Raw genomic sequence first — 20,041 nt, forward strand, 5'->3', positions numbered from 1 at the left:
TGGGGTGATGAGTAAAACTTCACTTGAAATTCAGTTGCAAACATTGCCTAATCAGCCGGGAGTCTACCAATATTATGATGCTGAGGGTAAGATTTTATACGTAGGAAAAGCAAAGAATCTTAAAAAAAGAGTCAGTTCTTATTTTACAAAACAGCACGATTATGGGAAGACCAGGGTGTTGGTAAAAAAAATTGCCAGTATCAAACATATTGTGGTCGATACAGAGACTGATGCACTGCTTTTAGAGAATAATCTAATTAAGAAATATCAGCCCAAATATAATGTGATGCTCAAGGATGATAAATCCTATCCGTGGATTTGTATCAAAAAGGAGCGCTTTCCAAGAGTGTTTTCTACAAGAAGGGTAATCAAGGATGGATCGGAATATTTTGGTCCTTACACCAGTATGAAAACAGTATCTACCTTATTGGAGTTGATTAGGGGACTGTTTCAGTTGAGGACCTGTAATTATGACTTGGCTGAAGAAAAAATAGACGCCGACAAGTATAAAGTTTGTTTAGAATATCATCTGGGAAATTGTAACGGACCTTGTGAAGGATATGAGACGGAAGCAGAATACCATGCCAACATTGCCTCGATCAAGGAAATTTTGAAGGGAAATTTTAAGGACTCCCTTTTTCAGTTTAAAAAACAAATGCAGTCTTTGGCTCAAGACATGAAGTTTGAAGAAGCCCAGAAAATAAAGGAAAAGATTGAGGTGCTGGAAAACTATCAAGCAAAATCTACCATTGTTAACCCGAAAATCAGTAATGTAGATGTGTTCTCTATAGTGAGCGATGAAGGCTATGGTTATGTTAATTTTCTTCAATTGTCCTATGGTTCCATTATCCGTTCACATACTTTGGAAATAAAAAAGAAATTGGAAGAGACCGATAAGGAATTGTTGGAATTGGCAATTACCGAACTCCGGCAACGATTTAACTCCAATTCAAGAGAAATCTATGTGCCTTTTAAAGTGGATATTGGAGATAATTTAAAAGTGACGGTTCCAAAACTAGGCGACAAAAAGCACATTTTGGATCTTTCCATTCGAAATGCCAAATATTATCGTATGGAGCGATTCAAGCAAGTGAAAATTACCGATCCCGATAGGCATGCTAATCGTATTATGGCACAAATGAAGTCCGATCTAAGGTTGCATGAGGAGCCCAGGCATATAGAATGTTTTGATAACTCCAATATTCAAGGGACCAATCCAGTGGCGGCTTGTGTAGTATTTAAAAATGGGAAACCGAGTAAAAAGGATTATCGCCATTTCAATATAAAAACGGTAGAAGGACCAGATGATTTTGCTTCTATGGAAGAGGTGGTTCACAGACGTTATAAAAGACTTTTGGATGAAGGGCAACCGCTTCCGCAATTGATTATTATTGATGGAGGAAAGGGGCAATTGTCTTCCGCGCTTAATAGTTTGGAAATATTAGGTTTACGTGGAAAAATTGCAATCATCGGAATTGCGAAGCGTTTGGAAGAATTATTTTATCCAGGAGATCCAATTCCCTTATATTTAGATAAAAAAAGCGAAACCCTTAAAGTTATTCAGCAATTGCGAAACGAAGCGCACCGCTTTGGGATAGAACACCATAGGAATAGAAGAAGTAAAAGTGCTCTGAATACAGAGCTTGAAACAATTCCTGGCATTGGTGAGAAAACCATTGTGGAGTTGATGACGCATTTTAAGTCGGTTAAGCGAATTTCTCAGGCTTCTCTTGAAGATCTTACAACAGTGGTGGGGCCTTCCAGAGCGCAAAAAATAAAAGCCTTTTATGTAAATAAATGAAACAGTATCTACTATTTATAATCATTATACTTTGCTTTTCAGGAATTGGGGTTGCCCAAGAAGCTCCTGTGAGGGATTCCTTGAAGATAGGTTTGGTGTTAAGTGGAGGTGGTGCTAAAGGTTTTGCCCATATTGGGGTGTTAAAGGTGCTGGATAGCATTGGACTAAAAGTAGATTATATTGCAGGTTCCAGTATGGGGGCCATTGTTGGGGCTTTATATGCTTCGGGCTATTCGGGGAAGCAATTGGATTCCATTTTTGGCAGTGTCAATTTTGATGAAGTTATTACAGATTTTCTGCCTAGGGAATCCAAGACTTTCTATGAGCGTGAAAATTCGGAAAAATATGCCTTAACCTTACCGTTTAATAAATTCAGGTTAAAGTTACCTTCGGCTATTTCAACAGGGCAAAATGTCTATAATTTATTGACCTATCTAACCTTGCCAGTAAGTGATGTCAGGGAATTTGATCAATTGCCAATTCCGTTTTTTTGCACGGCTACCAATGTGGAAACCGGGAAAGCAGTATATTTGGAAAGGGGCAATTTGGCTCAGGCCATTACGGCTAGTGGCGCTTTCCCTTCCTTGTTTCAGCCCGTCATAATCGATGATCAATTGCTCATAGACGGAGGAGTAACCAATAATTACCCTATCGAAGAATTAAAGGCAAAAGGAATGGACCTTATTATTGGAGTGGATGTTCAAGATGATTTGGCTACGCGTGACGAATTGACTTCTGCTCCCGATATTCTTCTTCAAATTAATAATTACAGGACCATAAATGACATGGTTTGGAAATCTGAGAAAACAGATATTTACATAAAACCGGATATCAAGGATTTCTCTGTAATTTCTTTTAGTGAAGGACAAAGAATTGTGAAAAATGGCGAAAAGGCCGCAAGAGTAAAACTTGAAGAGATTGTTGCGCTTTCTGAGAAATCTGGCACAACAAAAATAGCTTCAGAAACTAATTTGAAAAGTCCTGATAGCATTAGGATAAATGCTATTAGAATTGATGGTTACGAAAAGTATACCAGGGCTTATGTGCTGGGAAAATTGAAGCTTAAAAGTAATTCTACAGTAAGCTATACGGAATTTAGTAGAGGTGTGAATAATTTGATGGCGACCAACAATTTTGACAGTTTTGAGTATCGGTTTCAAAAATCCAGAGGCGTTGAAGGCTACGATTTGTTGGCGACCATTAATGAAAATAAAACAACAACCTACTTGCGGTTGGGCTTACATTATGACGAACTCTATAAAAGTGCGGCCATACTGAACTTAACGCGCAAACGAGTTCTTTTTGATAATGATGTGTTGTCATTTGATGTGATGTTGGGCGATAACATTCGTTATAATTTTGATTATTTCATAGACCGGGGGTTTTATTGGAGTATTGGATTAAAAACAAGATTTAACCAGTTTCATCGAGATGTCAATTCCCAATTGATTTTTAGAGCCTTTGAAGAAGAGGTGTCCAATGTAAACAAGGTGGATGTAGAATTGCAGGATTTCAATACGCAATTTTATGTGCAGACTTTATTTAGGAAGGATTTTGCTTTAATTGCCGGAGCCGAGCATAAACATTTAAGGATTGCATCCCAAACTTTGATCAGTCAGTTTAGCAATAATACCGATGATGAGTATCAGTTTGAGAATACAGATTATTTAAGTCTCTACGGGAACATTAAGTTGGACGCCTACAGCCATAGATATTTTCCTAAAAAAGGGTTTTATTTTAATGGGGATATACATTGGTATTTTTATGCGTCAAGTTTTAATGAAAACTTTGAACCTTTTACCATTGCCAAGGCAGATATAGGATATGCTTTTAAGATAACAAAAAGATTGTCCATGAATATTCTTGAACAGGGAGGTTTTAAAATGGGAGATAATTCAACGGCCTCTTTAGATTTTGCCCTAGGGGGCTATGCCAATAACTTCATTAACAATTTTGTTTCTTTTTACGGATATGATTTTATGTCAATTCCGGGGAATAGTTTTGTGAAAAGTACGTTTACATTGGATTATGAGATCTTTAAAAAAAATCACCTTTTGCTAGCGGCTAATGTTGCCAACATAGAAGATGATATCTTTGAAACAGGTGAATGGTTTACTACTCCAGACTATTCTGGTTTTGCTGTTGGCTATTCTTTCGAAACGTTTTTAGGGCCTATTGAGGCCAAATACACTTGGTCTCCCGAAACAAAAAACGACTATTGGTTTTTTAACTTGGGTTTTTGGTTTTAGGGTTTGAAAAATCTACATGATGGCTTGTGTTGAGGGAGTGTTTGGATTTTATTAAAAATCTCCAAAATTTTTACGATATTTGCAGAACACCGCATGGTTTTAAGAGAAAACTATAAGGTTGCAAAACGCTCCTGATAAATATTAAACAAGAATTTTAAGTGACACATTTTTGGACAGGTTTATTGGCGCATCTTCATTTTCTTATCAAGAGAAATCCTGAGTAAGTAGGCGTTTTGTGCCTTCAATGCAAGTGGCGGCGCCATTTGTTACATTTTACTTTCAACTATTAAAATAATTAACAATGCCTTTTTATCATAAACTAGGGAACATACCCCCAAAACGTCATATACAATTCCGAAAGCCAGATGGAAGTTTGTACAGCGAGCAGCTTTTTGGGACTATAGGTTTTGATGGGATGTCCACCAACTCCTATCACGAACAACGACCAACTCAGGTCAAAGCTATTCAAAATCAATATAGCGTCGCTCCAAAAATTGCTAGAGAAAACAACATGCAATCCTATCGGTTTAGAGGGTTTCAAGTGAAGCCGGAAAACGATTATTTGGAAAGTAGAAAAACGGTGCTAACCAATAGCGATTGTAGTATTATTTTAGCTGCTCCAAAGCAATCTACAACAGAATATTTCTATAAAAATACGGATGCCGATGAATTGATTTTCATCCATAAGGGAACAGGTAAATTACGTACGCATCTCGGGAATCTTGACTTTAAATATGGAGACTATCTGTTGGTGCCAAGAGGGACTATCTATAAAATAGATTTTGACACCGAAGATAATCGCTTGTTCATAGTGGAATCGCGCCGTCCTATTTACACGCCTAAGCGTTACCGTAACTGGTTTGGGCAATTGTTGGAGCATTCGCCTTTCTGCGAGCGGGATATCAGACGCCCAGAAGAATTGGAAACTTATAATGAATCGGGAGACTTTTTAATCAAGGTTAAAAAACAAGATGATATGTTTGATATGGTGTATGCCTCTCATCCTTTTGATGTGGTTGGCTATGATGGCTATTGCTATCCGTATGCCTTTTCAATCCATGATTTTGAACCTATAACCGGACGTATCCACCAACCGCCACCAGTACACCAAACTTTCGAGACTGATGCCTTTGTGGTGTGTAGTTTTGTGCCGCGTTTGTATGATTATCATCCAGAAAGTATTCCTGCGCCATACAACCATAGTAATATTGATAGCGATGAGGTGTTGTATTATGTAGATGGTGATTTTATGAGTAGAAATGACATTGCTGCGGGGCATATTTCATTGCATCCAGCGGGTATACCCCATGGACCGCATCCGGGAGCAACAGAACGCAGTATCGGAAAGGAAAAAACAGATGAATTGGCGGTAATGGTTGATACCTTTAAGCCTTTAAAAGTAACAGAAGAAGCATTAAAAATAGCAGACGAAGATTATTTTAAATCTTGGTTGGAACACTAAAAAAATAAAGATTATGAGTAAAGAAATTAAGTCGGTTGAATACGGACTGGAAAAAATATTTGAAGGAGCAGAGGACTTTTTGCCTTTGTTGGGAACGGATTATGTAGAGTTGTATGTAGGAAATGCTAAACAAGCTGCTCACTTTTATAAAACCGCCTTCGGATTTCAATCTTATGCCTACAAAGGTTTGGAAACAGGTTCGAGAGATGAAGTGAGCTATGTGCTGCTTCAGGATAAAATTAGATTGGTGTTAACGACTCCGTTGAATAGTAAGTCGCCAATTAATGATCATATAGTGAAGCATGGAGATGGTGTGAAAGTTGTGGCGCTATGGGTAGATGATGCTAGAAGTGCTTATGAAGAAACTACCAAAAGAGGTGCCAAGTCCTTTATGGAGCCTACGGTTGAGAAAGACGAATTTGGGGAAGTAGTGAAAGCAGGTATTTATACCTATGGAGAGACCGTTCATATGTTTGTAGAACGTAAAAACTACAATGGACAGTTCATGCCTGGGTTTGTAAAATGGGAATCGGAGTACAATCCAACCCCGACAGGTTTAAAATTCATAGACCACATGGTAGGAAATGTAGGTTGGGGTGAAATGAACACATGGGTAAAGTGGTATGAAGATGTGATGGGCTTTGTGAACTTCCTATCGTTTGATGATAAGCAAATCCATACAGAATATTCTGCTTTGATGAGTAAGGTAATGAGTAATGGGAACGGTCGTATCAAATTTCCTATCAACGAACCTGCCGAAGGAAAAAAACGTTCTCAAATTGAAGAATATCTTGATTTTTATGAAGGTTCAGGGGTGCAGCACATTGCGGTAGCTACAGATGACATTATCAAAACTGTTTCTGATTTGCGTTCTAGAGGCGTGGAATTCTTGTCAACACCTCCAGAAGAATATTATAGAGCAGTTCCTGGAAGGTTGGAAGAGTTCAGCCATGAGCTTCGTGAGGATATCGAAACCTTGAAAGGTTTGGGAATCATGATCGATGCCGATGAAGAAGGATATCTATTACAGATTTTTACCAAGCCGGTTGAAGATAGACCAACCCTGTTTTTTGAAATTATCCAAAGAATGGGAGCTCGCGGATTTGGAGCTGGAAATTTTAAAGCTCTTTTTGAATCCATCGAAAGAGAGCAAGAAAAAAGAGGTACTCTGTAAAAAAATAAGATTTAACATTATCAAAAAACTCCACTGGGCAACTATGGAGTTTTTTGTTTTTTATACATTTGGAACAGTAATTGTTTGTCAACTTTTTTAACAGCCTGATAAATTGTCAAAAGTTAGGAGGGCAATATACTTTTAACATGAAATTTAACCTTTTTTTTCTCAGTTTTCTTTTCTTTGCGCAAATTGCTTCTGCTCAGGACAAAACAGCTTTTGGTGGAGGTGAATGGTTCAAGTTTAAGATGAGTTACAGTGGGTTTTTAAAGGCCGGTAACGCAACACTTGAAGTGCATGAAAAAGTGCTGGATGGTAAAGAGGTGTACCATGTTGTTGGTAAGGGGTGGACAACGGGAGCTATTGGATGGTTCTTTAAAGTAGATGACCATTACGAAAGTTATTTCGACAGAGAGACAGGGGCACCCTATAGGTTCATTAGAAAGATTGACGAAGGTGGACATACCAAGAATCTTGAAATAAGATTTGATCACGATCAAAATAAGGCTCATGTTAACAACTATAAAAATGGGAGAAGACAGGAGTTTGCCACAGAAAATGATGTTCAGGACATGGTATCGGCGTTTTATTATTTGCGCAATAATTATGATACGGAAAGAATAAAGGTTGGGGATGTGGTGAAATTGAACATGTTTTTTGATGAAGAAAACTACGTGTTCAAACTTAAATTTTTGGGAAGGGAAACCATTGAGACAGAATTTGGAAAAGTAAAGACACTTAAATTCAGACCGTATGTAATGGCGGGACGAGTATTTAAGGAACAAGAAAGTTTAACCTTGTGGGTGAGTGCAGATGACAACAAAATCCCATTAAAAATAAAAGCAGATTTGGCAGTGGGATCGTTACGGGCAGAACTGGAATCCTTCAGGGGCTTGAAACACTCATTCCAAATTCAATTTGATTAACTACATATGGCCAACCCAAATAAATTTGACAATGTAATTGAGGAGCTTGAAGATAAGTTCCAATCCATCAATCAAAATACCGAAGACCACTTAAAAGGGCTACTTTATAGTAAGCCTATAACCTATTGGGATTATATCCAAACAGACGCTCTTTTGGGGCTACAGATTCAGCGCACGCAATTGCCGGATGAAATGGTGTTTATAGCTTATCACCAAATCAATGAGCTGTTATTTAAAATGATTTTGTGGGAAATTGAGCAGGTGGCAGAATGTAAGGAGCTAAAAGCCGATTTCTTTGCAGAAAAGGTAATGCGTGTTAGTCGATATTTTGATATGTTGACCACCTCTTTCAATATCATGCGAGAGGGTATGGAAGTGGAGCAGTACATGAAGTTTCGACATACATTGACTCCTGCCAGTGGGTTCCAAAGTGCACAATATCGTATGATAGAATTTGCTTCAACAGAGCTTATCAATTTGATAGATTATAGGTTCCGTGCCACCATAGATAGAAATACGCCGTATACGCATGCTTTTGAACATTTGTATTGGCAAGCCGCAGGAAAGGATTACAAAACTGGGAAAAAATCAACGCTTTTAGTTAATTTTGAAAAGCGCTACAAAGAGGAGTTCCTTAGGTTTATGGAGGGGTATAATACCAAAAATCTTTGGACTAGATTCAAGGAGTTGCCTACGGAGGCACAAAAGGATGAGAATCTGGTAAAAGCTATGAGACATTATGACTATACAGTAAACATTACATGGGTCATGGCACATTACAATACCGCAAGGCATTATATAGAAAGTGGTCTTGGAGATGGCGAAGCAACTGGAGGAAGCGATTGGAAGAAATATATGCATCCCAAATACCAAAGGCGTATATTTTTCCCGGAATTATGGTCGCAGGAGGAGTTGGATAACTGGGGAGAGAATATTTAAAAATGATATAATTTAATGCAAACAAGATTATTAACAGCACTATTTGTGTGTGTGGCATTTTTATCATGTAAGGATGATAAAAAGGTGAATGAAGAGAAAATTGAGCCGTTACAAACTTTTGTTGAACCTGCAGAAATTCATGAGTTTGGATTCAATCTTAACGATTTTGTCGTAAAACGGGATACCATTCAATCCGGTGATAGCTTTGGGGCTATCATGGAGCGCAACAAGATTGGGTACCCTATGATTTATAATATTGTAGAAAGCGCTAAGGATAGCTTCGATATTGCAAGAAGACTTCAAGTAGGAAAGCCTTATACCTTATTGTGTTCTAAAGATTCACTGGAATTACCACAGTGTTTTATTTATCAGCCTAACCAAGAAGAATATGTGGTGATTAATTTTAAAGATTCCATTCATGCATATACCAATAGGAAACCTATAAAGTATGTTGAAAAGGAAGCTACCGGAATTATAGACAGCAACATTTCCGAAACTTTGGAGTCCCAAGGCTTGAGTCCGAGACTAGCCTATATGATGGCGGACGATATTTACGCTTGGACTATAGATTTTAGACGCCTGCAACGAGGAGATCGCTTTAAAGTGATTTACACCGATAAATATATTGACGATAGTATTTATGTAGGAGTAGACAAAATTAAAGCTGCGTATTTCGAACATAACAACGAACCTTTTTACGCCTTCCGATTTAAAACAGATACTGTTAAGGGTATCGTTGATTATTTTAATGAGGAGGCTAAAAATTTACGTCGCGCTTTCTTGAAGTCGCCAGTTAAATTTGGACGAATTTCATCTAGATACAATCTAAAACGCCGCATTGCCTATTATGGGTATAAGGTTAGGCCTCATAAAGGAACCGATTTTGCCGCCTCTATTGGGACGCCTATTATGGCAACTGCCAATGGAACCGTGACAGAGTCTACAAGACGTGGTGGTAATGGAAAATATGTGAAGATAAGGCATAATGCTACTTACGAAACACAGTATCTGCACATGAAAGCCCAAAATGTTAAAAAAGGGCAATTTGTAAAGCAAGGAGACATTATTGGTTGGGTTGGTATGACTGGTAATACTGGTGGGCCTCACGTATGCTACCGCTTCTGGAAGAATGGTAGGCAAGTAGACCCTCTAAGGGAAAAACTGCCAGAGGCCAAACCTATTTCGGATAGTTTAAAAACAAGATATTTAGATTTTATAACGCCAATAAGAGAACGCTTGGATGGAATTCAGTTTAATGAAACCCGAATAGATGAAGATTTGTTGGCAGAAGAAACATTAATTACTCAAGCAAAATAAAAATGGCATTAAAAGCAATAAACCCGACGACTACAGAGGCATGGAAGCAGCTGAAAGAGCATTTTGAAACCGTGAAAGATGCGCATGTGAAAGATTGGTTTGCTCAGGACTCTCAAAGAGCAGATAGTATGAGTATTGCATGGGAAGACTTTTATGTAGATTTTTCCAAAAATAGGATAACTGCAGAAACTCTTGGTTTGTTGTTAAAATTGGCAGAAGAAGTAGATCTTAAGGATGCTATTGCTAAATATTTTGAGGGAGATATCATCAATGAAACTGAAGGTAGGGCGGTTTTGCATACGGCTTTGAGAGCGCCAAAAACTGCTGAAGTGTTTGTGGATGGAGAAAATGTTATGCCCGAGATTTATGAGGTAAAGGAAAAGATGAAAGCTTTTACCAATCAAGTTGTTTCCGGCGAATTAAAAGGATATACAGGCAAACCTTTTACAGATATCGTAAACATAGGAATTGGTGGATCCGATTTGGGGCCGGCTATGGTTGTGGATTCGCTTACCTATTATAAAAATCACTTAAAGACACATTTTGTAAGCAATGTTGATGGCGATCATGTCAATGAAGTTATCAAGCACTTGGATCCAGAAACAACATTGTTTGTTATAGTTTCAAAAACCTTTACAACACAAGAAACTTTGTCTAATGCCAATACCATTAGAAATTGGTTCTTAATCAATGCTCCGGAAGAAGCTGTTGCCAAGCATTTTGTGGCAGTATCTACTAATATTGAGCGTGTAAAGGCCTTTGGAATTGATGAAACCAATATTTTCCCAATGTGGAATTGGGTTGGAGGACGGTTCTCTTTATGGAGTGCAGTAGGTTTGTCAATCAGTCTTTCTGTAGGCTTTGAGAATTTTGATAAACTATTGTTGGGAGCCCACAAAATGGATGACCATTTTAGAACCTCTAGTTTCGATACCAATATTCCTGTGATATCTGCACTGTTAAGTGTATGGTACAATAACTTCTTCGGTGTTGAAACCGAGGCAGTAATTCCTTATTCTCAATACTTAAATCAGTTTGCTACCTATTTGCAGCAAGGGATTATGGAAAGTAACGGAAAGAGTATCGACCGAAGTGGAGCCCCTGTAAATTATCAAACAGGAACTATTATATGGGGAGAGCCAGGAACTAATTCGCAACATGCCTTTTTTCAATTAATTCATCAAGGAACAAAATTGATTCCGGCAGAATTTATTGGTTTTGCACAAGCATTGCATGGAGATAAAGACCATCAAGATAAATTGATGTCCAACTTTTTGGCGCAAACTGAAGCCCTGTTAAATGGAAAAACAAAGCAACAGGTTATAGATGAAGGCGCAGCGGACACTTTGGTGCCTTTTAAGGTCTTTGAAGGCAATAAGCCTACAACTTCTATCTTAATTGAGAAATTAACGCCAGAGAGCCTAGGAAAGCTTATTGCTATGTATGAGCATAAGATTTTTGTACAAGGGGTCGTTTGGAATATTTTTAGTTATGATCAGTTTGGTGTAGAGTTGGGAAAACAATTGGCAAATACTATTCTGGAAGACATCAATGCTTCAGGAAATGGTAATAACCACGATGCCTCTACTCAAAATCTTTTAGAGTTTTACAAAAAACAAGGTTAATAAATGTTAAAAAACATTTATTAGCTTTCATTTTTTAATTGTTGATAATTTAGGATTAATCATTAACTTTCAGGTGCTTAATTGCTAACATTGAGGTAATATTTGATTATTTTTAATGAGTAATTTTGCCAAGACTAATTCAAATTTCAACAATTAAACATGAAAAACATTTACCAGTTACTATGTGCAGCTGCAGTATTTTTATGTACTTCGGCGCTGTATTCACAGAGCACTATCAAGGGTAAAATAATTGGCTCGGATTTTAGCGAGCCATTACCTGGTGCAAACATTATTGAAAAGGGAACATCGAACGGAACCACCACCGATTTTGATGGAAATTTCACAATTACTACACAAGCAAGTTCGGGAGAATTGGTGATTACCTATGTAGGGTATACCACCCAGACCATAACCTTTAGTGGTGATCAGGATTTTGGAGTTATTACTTTGGAGTCTAGCGAGGTGGGGTTGCAAGAAGTTCAAATTATTGCTTCTGTTGCCGTTGACAGGAAAACGCCAGTGGCAGTGTCTACGGTAAAGGCAGAAGAAATTGAATTGAAGCTAGGAACACAAGAGTTTCCCGAAGTGCTAAAATCTACTCCAGGGGTATATGCTACCAAATCCGGAGGAGGGTTTGGTGATGGACGTATCAATTTAAGGGGTTTCGAATCTGATAACGTAGCGGTTCTTATCAATGGTATTCCAGTTAACGATATGGAAAATGGTCGTGTATACTGGAGTAACTGGGCAGGTCTTTCGGATGTGACCAGCTCCATGCAGGTGCAGCGCGGTTTAGGAGCTTCTAAAGTGGCGGTACCCTCAGTAGGAGGAACTATCAATATTTTATCCAAAACTACCGATGTGGAAGCAGGAGGTAACATTTCTACTCAAGTGGCTAATGATGGTTATTTCAAGTTTGGGGCAACCTATTCAACAGGGTTAATGGACAATGGTTTTGCAGCTACCATATCTGCCGCAAAAACGGATGGTGACGGGTACGTAGACGGTACAGAGTTCAGCGCATTTTCATATTTCATTAATTTATCAAAAGAAATTGGTGAAAACCACAAATTGTCCTTTACAGCATTTGGTGCTAAGCAACGTCACGGACAACGTCAAAATAGACAGTTAGTTTCTACGTACCAGGCTACCGAAAGTGGTAAGCGCTTTAATGCTGATTGGGGATATAAAAATGGACAGGTACTTCATCAAGAGGATAACTTTTACCATAAGCCACAATTATCTTTAAATCATTATTGGGACATTTCAGATGTAACTACATTGTCAACGGCCTTATATGCTTCCTTTGGTTCTGGAGGTGGAGGAGGTTTCACTGGTACCAATAAATTTGGTTTAGGGGAAGGTGGAGTTAGTGACTACAGATTTGGGTTATATGGCCCTATAAACTTCGATAAGATAGTTGAAGAAAATGAGGAATTGGGAGCTATGGGGTCGGAAACGATTCTTAGGGCGTCTCGTAATGACCATATTTGGTACGGGATATTGTCTACTTTAAAAACAGATTTATCAGATAACCTAGTGCTTTTAGCAGGATTGGATTTGAGAAATTATAAAGGAATTCATTTTACTGAATTGACCGATCTTTTAGGGGGGCAACATTTTGCCGATGACAGCGATGAAAATAATCCAAACGGAACCTATCAAGTAGGTGACAAAATTCTATATTACAATGATGGGCTTGTTGGATGGCAAGGGGTATTTGGTCAATTGGAATATTCTCAAGACAGATTGGCCGCTTTTGTGTCGTTGGCCGCATCTAATACATCGTATAAACGTATAGATTACTTTAACTATCTTGATAGCGACCCTCTTCAGGAAACCGATCGTTATAATTTCTTTGGTTACAGTGCCAAGGGAGGGGCTAATTTCAATTTAACAGACAATCATAACATATTTGCAAATATTGGGTATTTTGAAAAAGCGCCTGGCTTCGATGCCGTATTTCTGAATTTTGATAATGAGCATATCAACGATGGTGCTGAGAACCAAAAGATTTTCAGTGTTGAATTTGGGTATGGCTTTAGAAGCGATAAGCTATCGGCCAATGTAAACCTTTATAGAACGGCTTGGAGAGATAGAACGGAAACGTTTAACTTTCAACAACCAGATGGCACCAATTCTACAGCCAATATATTAGGTGTAAATGCAATCCATCAAGGGCTTGAAATTGATTTTGTTTACAAGCCTTTTGATAAAATGCGAATTACAGGAATGGCTTCTTTTGGTGATTGGAGATGGGAAGACAATGTTGAAAATGTACAGATTTTTGATGATGAACAAAACCTAATCAATACAGTAGATTTATTTATAAAGGATCTCCATGTAGGGGATGCTGCTCAAACCACTATGGCACTAGGTCTAAATTACGAGATCATGAATAAGACTAATTTGATGATAGACTATAATTACTACGATCGTCTTTATGCCGATTTTGATCCTAGTGATAGAGGTACAGAAGGAGCGCCTGATGCTTGGGAAGTGCCTGCTTATGGTTTGTTTGATATGGCGTTATCTCACGAATTTGATTTTGGACCATTTAATATGCGCTTGATAGGAAGAATGAATAATGTGTTCAATACCGAATATATTTCGGATGCCTTAGACGGCTCCGGATCTCAAGCATCTACTGCATTGGTGTATTATGGTTATGGTAGAACATTTAGTGTAGGAGCTAAGCTTAATTTTTAAAAAAAAAAGACATGAAAAGAATATTTTATCTAATGGTATTTATAGGGGTCACGTTTTTAGCGTGCGACCCTATGGAAGATATTTATAATGATTTGGATAGTCAAGAGAACCCAGTTGTGGGGACAGATCAATATACATTAACGGATGATGATTACGAGACCTTGGACTTGCCCTTTGGAAGTTTTGATTCAGAAGATGATGCTCGCGAATTGATCCCGGGATTATTGGCAGATATGTATCCTTTTTGGGGAGAAGGTTCTTCGGTTGTAGTAGGGTACAATCTTTATGTAGGGAATGCGGAAGGGATAGATGATTTGACCGGAGCAGGAATTTACGAATTGACCACGGCTGACTATGCAGCTTCGGGAAGTGATGCTTTTGGGTATTATCCTGAAGCCGATGCTACTGAAGAAATTATCTCTGTTTTGGAGATGCAATTTGATGCTCCGGAAGAGGGCCAAATTGTATTGGCTCAATACAGGCAATACTTGGAAACACCTGAAGTTGGATTTGCGAACCTTTACGAATATAATTTTAATGGCTCTTTGGATGGCTTTGAAAGCATTAGCGTAGTGGGCGATCAAGTTTGGGAGGCTGCTTCTTTTGGAGGTGTAGAATATGCCTATATGAGTGGGTTTGAAGACGGAAATATTATTAATGAGGATTGGTTGATTTCACCAGAAATGGATTTGTCCAGTGAGACTGATATTAGAGTACAAATTAATCAAGCCATCAATTATGCTGATGATTTATCGTTGCTGAGTGTTTGGGTTTCTTCAGATTATACTACGGGAGGAGATGTGGCTGCTGCTACTTGGGAACCCATTGATTTTGAAAATACCCCTGCAGGGAACAACTGGAACTTTGTGCTTTCTGAGGATTATGATTTGTCTGCTTATGATGGAGAAACCATTCATATTGCATTCAAATATGAATCTACAGAAGGGGAAGCGGCATCATGGGAAATAGATCAGTTACTTGTAAAAGCACTAGGTGTTTCTGGTGATTTTGATTCCAAAGGTGAGTACTTTGTTTATACTGAAGGCGCTTGGGAGGTAATGGAAGATGTGTACTACCTAAGTTCTGCAGATTATAACTCTATGGGAGAAAGCTCAGGGCAACCTGGACAATATGATAACTTCAGCAGTTCAACACCTGCGGATAGCTATCTTCCAACGTTCTTGGGTATCAAATACCCTTATGCTCAGGAAGAAGATCAAATTTTTGTGATTTTTAAATATTATTCAAGTTCAGCAGGAGCTGTCCAAATCAGAGGAAATTCGTATACTCTTGTTGAAGGAGAATGGGCGCCTCATGAGTCTACTATAGAGACGACACTGCAGTTTGGTCATGATGGAACCGAATGGGTTCCAGATAACACTATTCAATATACCTTAACTGGAGATGATTACGATTATATTGTGTCTCAATTGGAAAATGAACCTGGTTATGAGGCGGCTACTTCAAGTATGGCAAATTATGGAAATTTAGACAGAAGAATTAGTCAAGCAGCCTATTGGAGTGATGCGGATACTGAAAATAGTGCTGGTATTACGGATATGATTGCAAATGCCATGGGTATTTTACTAGATCATATTGATCCTGCAGCAGAAGAAGGTCAAAAGTATGTCATGACTTACGATATATACAATGGTACCAATACCACAGAGAGCGCAGCCATGATTAAGGTTGATGGAGTTTGGGTGAGAAATGACTAGTAATTAATAAAAGTATTTAGATAAAAAAACCATCGGTATTGCCGATGGTTTTTTTGTGTATTTAAAATGAGCTTAGTTCCAGGTAATGGTTTCCATTATGTGCTTAATGTCGTTTTTTAAATACACGGCAGCAGGATAAATGGAATCGTAGTTTGGTTTTGCATAAAAGTATAAAGAACCCGTTAGAAAGTGGTTTACACTATCTGTAACGTAGAATTGCGATTGGCTGGCGGCATTACCTCCAACTTCGTAAAACATGCCAAAAACATTGTGTAATTTGTTTTCGTAGGGTTGCTCTACAATCTCATCGGCTTTTACTACGTGCTTTTGAGTGAGGTTTTGTGCATCTTTGATCAGGGACTCCAAATTGCCCTCGTTCACTTGTTTGTAGGTTAGGTAGATGGTGCCTTTCATGTCTGGATATTGAATATCTAATCCAAAGGTTTTTTTAGATTGGTCTACTTTTATGTTGTCTATGTCCTCCGCCAATTCATTCTGTTCAAAAGAAAAGGGTAAAGCAGTACGTACAGGATGATAGTTGGCCTGAGGGTAGTCCAAGCGTAAAAATGCTTTGGGCTTTGGGATAGGGTCTTCTGCGCATGAAAAACAAAGTCCTGCCATTATAACTGCTACTAATCTCTTCATTTTAATCTGATATTGTCCTAAAAAGGGATTTTTAGGCGTCTAAAATAGTAAACTTTACCTGTTTAATACGCTTTTTGTCCAAAGCCTCTATAGTAAAAACGTAGTTTTTGAAATTTATTTTGCTGTTGCGTTTTGGAAAAAGGCCAGAAATCTCCAAGACAAATCCAGCAATGGTTTCAGCTTCACCTTTGTGGTCTTCAAAAACAGATTCATCATCAATCTTGATGATTTTGTAAAAGTCCTTTAATGGTGTTTTTCCTTCAAAAGAATAGTTTTTATCATCAATGATAGTGTATGATAGATCATCGTCATCGTACTCGTCGCTAATGTCACCAACAATTTCTTCGATAACATCTTCTAAAGAAATAACGCCTGATGTTCCTCCGTATTCATCTACCACAATGGCCAAATGAACTTTTTTACTTTGGAATTCAAGCATTAAATCGTCCAATTTTTTGTTTTCTGGCACAAAGAAGGGCTCTCTCAGAAGGGAAGTCCAGTCAAATTGTTTTTTGTCTATATGGGGGAGTAAGTCTTTGATATATAGAATGCCAACAACAGAGTCGATACTGTCTTTGTATACGGGAATTCTTGAATAACCATTTTTTGTGATTTCCTCAATGACCTCGCTGTACGTTTGATCGGTTTGTAGAGCAAAAATGTCCATTCTAGGTTTCATGACCTGTTTGGTGTCGGTATTTCCAAAAGAGACAATGCCCTGTAATATTTTATGTTCTTCACGTGTAGTGTCCTGCTCGCTTGTAAGTTCTAAAGCTTGAGATAGTTGGTCGACACTTAAATTGGATTTTTGCTTGCCCAATTTATTGTGAATAGCAATAGTAAAATAACGCATTGGTAGTGTGAACGGCGTAAAAATAATGTCCAATACCTGAAGCGGAATTGTCATAAATGTGGAAAACTTTACTCTGTTTCTACTGGCATATATTTTTGGGATGATTTCGCCAAATAGCAAAATAAGAAAGGTTATGACCACCACTTCCAAAAAGAATTTCAGCAAATAGCTATCTATAGAAGCAAAGAGGTGCTCTCCTAAAAAGGCAAACAATATTACAATGCCTACATTTATAAAGTTATTGGCCACTAAAATTGTAGCCAATAGCTTTTTTGGGCGTTCCAAAAGTTTGGAAATAATCTTAAAGGTGTTTGGTTTTTCCTCAAGTCCCGTGTCAATGTCTGATCTGGTCAATGAAAAGAAAGCAACTTCGGCACCAGAGATAAGTGCAGAGCAAATCAATAAAACAATGAGCAGAACAATTCCAGAAATTAAGGGAATGTTGATGGATAATAATGGTAATATTAAACTCGGGGGTTCAGGGTCCAATTCACGAAAGTTTAGTTAAACATATTAAAATGGAAGATCGTCGTTGTCATCCATTGTATCGGGAGCTACGTTAGGTGTAGTTTGCGCTTGTGGTTGCTGAGGGCTCGATGTAGAGTTTTGAGACTCGCTTTTTGTGGTTAGAAAAGTAAAGTCGGTACATTGTATTTCTGTAGAATAACGGTCCATACCCTTTTCATCTTGCCATTTTCTAGTTTTAATGCGACCTTCTACATAAATGCGATCCCCTTTAGTTAGGTATTTTTCGCAAATTTCAGCAGCTTTGTTTCTTACCACGATATTGTGCCACTCGGTATTGGTAACGCGTTCGTTAGTTTGTTTGTTTGTGTATGTTTCGTTGGTGGCCAACGGAAAACGACCTACACAATTACCTCCTTCAAAATAATGCAGTTTGACTTCATCTCCCAAATGCCCAATAAGCATTACTTTATTTAAGGTTCCTGACATATACTTACGATGTTAATGTTAGCAAAATTAACTTTTTTTAAATGACTTTCTTAAAAGTAAGAAAAAATTGTGAGTCTTTATAATGGGAATCGAAATTCCTCAAGAAAGTTGCCAATTAGGATGGGTGTTGGGAGCTTTTCTATGGCAGAAATGGGGATGCCTTCTTCGGGTAACTCCTCTACTTCTATAATCCAGAATTTGGTGTGTAAATGTTGATGTGACAATTTATGAACTATAGTGTCCTTATTATATAGGGAAAACTCAAAATCGATACCCTTTAAATAATCTTGAACCAATGGATTTGTAATAAATGAAGAAGCTGATAATGGTTTCTCCGTTTCTATTAGGGGAAATTGATACAGGTTTTGCCAAATGCCTTTTCCTACACGTTGTTTAAAAATGGTTTTGCCATTTGAGGCTATGAGCACTAAAAAGTTGAAATGCTTTTTAGACACTTTTACCTTTTTCAATTTTACTGGCAGTGTATTTACTGTGTCATTTTTGAATGCCACGCAGCTATCTTGAAGGACACACTGCCCGCAGTTAGGAGAATTGGGTTTACATTGAATTGCTCCAAATTCCATGATAGCTTGGTTGTAATCGGCTGGATTACTGGTGTCAATAAGAGAGGAGGCCAATTGTTTAAACTCCTTGTTCCCTTGGGTAGTATTAATAGGAGTGTCAATTCCAAAATAACGAGATAATACTCGGTATACATTTCCGTCTACTACGGCCGCAGCTTCATCAAAACAAATAGAAGCAATGGCACTAGCGGTATAGTCGCCTACACCTTTTAGTTTTAATAGTTCCTTGTAATTGTTGGGGAATACACCATTAAGATTATGGGCAATGTGCTTGGCAGTGGCATGCAAATTTCGGGCCCTAGAATAATACCCAAGGCCTTGCCAAAGTTTTAAAACCTCCTGTTCACTTGCGTTAGCGAGCTCGAAGACGCTTGGAAATTCCTTAACAAAAGCTTCATAATAGGGTAATCCCTGTTTGATTTGGGTTTGCTGTAAAATTATTTCGGAGAGCCAAATGTTATATGGGTTTTTTGTTTTTCGCCACGGCAGACTTCGTTTGTTTACTGAGTACCAGTGAGTTATTTTCTCCTTGAAATTCATTTCTAATTTTTAATTTTTGCGAAAATAATCCTTTATAAGCTTAAATTTTAATTAATTAGGTTTGAAATATTGAAATTAAAATTCCTATATTTGCATCCCTTAATAATTAATAATAACCCTAAAATTAAATACGATGACAAAAGCTGATATAGTAGCGAAGATTTCCGATAAATTAGGAATGGAGAAAGGCGACGTGCAAGCAACAGTAGAAACTTTCATGGAAGAAGTTAAGGCTTCTTTAGAGAATGGAGACAATGTTTATTTGAGAGGATTTGGAAGTTTCATCATCAAAACTAGAGCAGAAAAAACAGGAAGAAATATTTCTAAGAATACAACTATCAAAATTCCTGCTCACAATATTCCAGCGTTCAAACCTGCAAAAGTATTTGTAGAAGGCGTAAAAACAAATGTAGAAGTTAACTAACTTTTTAACCTAAATATTAATTTTTAAAAATACAATTTATGCCAAGTGGTAAAAAGAGAAAGAGACACAAGGTAGCGACGCACAAGCGTAAAAAAAGAAGACGCGCTAACCGTCACAAAAA

General features: G+C 37.9%; 15 protein-coding genes. 11 read left to right on the forward strand and 4 right to left on the reverse strand.

The features are described 5' to 3' along the window. Positions 1-7: 7 nt before the first annotated feature. The 10 genes from uvrC (at position 8) to RBH95_RS02560 (ending at position 15,920) form a co-directional block, all read left to right on the forward strand. Positions 8-1,801, forward strand: coding sequence for an excinuclease ABC subunit UvrC (gene uvrC / locus RBH95_RS02515; protein WP_307901166.1), 1,794 nt, complete (start codon positions 8-10; stop codon positions 1,799-1,801). Beyond that, a complete protein-coding gene (locus RBH95_RS02520) occupies positions 1,798-4,050 on the forward strand; it encodes a patatin-like phospholipase family protein (RefSeq protein WP_307901167.1) in 2,253 nt (750 codons plus the stop codon). Before uvrC ends, RBH95_RS02520 begins: the two co-directional genes overlap by 4 nt. A 301-nt stretch (positions 4,051-4,351) precedes the next feature. Continuing rightward, positions 4,352-5,512 (forward strand): homogentisate 1,2-dioxygenase, encoded by a 1,161-nt coding sequence (locus RBH95_RS02525; RefSeq protein WP_307901168.1) that lies wholly within the window; start codon positions 4,352-4,354, stop codon positions 5,510-5,512. 13 nt (positions 5,513-5,525) lie between these two features. Continuing rightward, positions 5,526-6,686: a 4-hydroxyphenylpyruvate dioxygenase gene (gene hppD / locus RBH95_RS02530; protein ID WP_307901169.1), complete on the forward strand. Its 1,161-nt coding sequence runs from the start codon at positions 5,526-5,528 to the stop codon at positions 6,684-6,686. 146 nt (positions 6,687-6,832) lie between these two features. After that, entirely contained in the window at positions 6,833-7,612 is a 780-nt protein-coding gene (locus tag RBH95_RS02535; RefSeq protein WP_307901170.1) for a DUF3108 domain-containing protein, read from the forward strand. Positions 7,613-7,618: 6 nt separating this feature from the next. Then, on the forward strand, positions 7,619-8,551 hold the full coding sequence (locus RBH95_RS02540; protein WP_307901171.1) for a tryptophan 2,3-dioxygenase family protein: 933 nt from the start codon (positions 7,619-7,621) through the stop codon (positions 8,549-8,551). Positions 8,552-8,566: 15 nt separating this feature from the next. After that, entirely contained in the window at positions 8,567-9,868 is a 1,302-nt protein-coding gene (locus RBH95_RS02545) for a peptidoglycan DD-metalloendopeptidase family protein (protein ID WP_307901172.1), read from the forward strand. Positions 9,869-9,870: 2 nt separating this feature from the next. Further along, positions 9,871-11,493 (forward strand): glucose-6-phosphate isomerase, encoded by a 1,623-nt coding sequence (gene pgi, locus RBH95_RS02550; RefSeq protein WP_307901173.1) that lies wholly within the window; start codon positions 9,871-9,873, stop codon positions 11,491-11,493. Positions 11,494-11,652: 159 nt separating this feature from the next. After that, complete coding sequence (locus RBH95_RS02555) at positions 11,653-14,202, forward strand: TonB-dependent receptor domain-containing protein (protein ID WP_307901174.1); 2,550 nt, start codon at positions 11,653-11,655, stop codon at positions 14,200-14,202. Between the two features lie 11 nt (positions 14,203-14,213). Continuing rightward, entirely contained in the window at positions 14,214-15,920 is a 1,707-nt protein-coding gene (locus RBH95_RS02560; RefSeq protein ID WP_307901175.1) for a choice-of-anchor J domain-containing protein, read from the forward strand. 72 nt (positions 15,921-15,992) lie between these two features. On the opposite strand, the gene gldD is transcribed toward RBH95_RS02560, so the two are convergent. The 4 genes from gldD to mutY form a co-directional block, all read right to left on the reverse strand. Continuing rightward, complete coding sequence (gene gldD, locus RBH95_RS02565) at positions 15,993-16,565, reverse strand: gliding motility lipoprotein GldD (RefSeq protein WP_307901176.1); 573 nt, start codon at positions 16,563-16,565, stop codon at positions 15,993-15,995. Between the two features lie 31 nt (positions 16,566-16,596). After that, positions 16,597-17,907, reverse strand: coding sequence for a gliding motility-associated protein GldE (locus RBH95_RS02570; protein ID WP_307901177.1), 1,311 nt, complete (start codon positions 17,905-17,907; stop codon positions 16,597-16,599). 24 nt (positions 17,908-17,931) lie between these two features. After that, a complete protein-coding gene (locus tag RBH95_RS02575; protein ID WP_307901178.1) occupies positions 17,932-18,372 on the reverse strand; it encodes a single-stranded DNA-binding protein in 441 nt (146 codons plus the stop codon). A 77-nt stretch (positions 18,373-18,449) separates the two neighbouring features. Then, on the reverse strand, positions 18,450-19,496 hold the full coding sequence (gene mutY, locus RBH95_RS02580; protein WP_307901179.1) for an A/G-specific adenine glycosylase: 1,047 nt from the start codon (positions 19,494-19,496) through the stop codon (positions 18,450-18,452). 133 nt (positions 19,497-19,629) lie between these two features. Between mutY and RBH95_RS02585 the strand changes: the two genes are divergently transcribed. Continuing rightward, positions 19,630-19,920 carry an HU family DNA-binding protein gene (locus RBH95_RS02585; RefSeq protein ID WP_053976877.1) on the forward strand — a complete coding sequence of 97 codons (291 nt, stop codon included), beginning with the start codon at positions 19,630-19,632 and terminating at the stop codon, positions 19,918-19,920. Positions 19,921-20,041: the final 121 nt, after the last annotated feature.

Origin of the sequence: Mangrovimonas sp. YM274, assembly GCF_030908385.1 — a bacterium.
Lineage (GTDB): Bacteria > Bacteroidota > Bacteroidia > Flavobacteriales > Flavobacteriaceae > Mangrovimonas_A.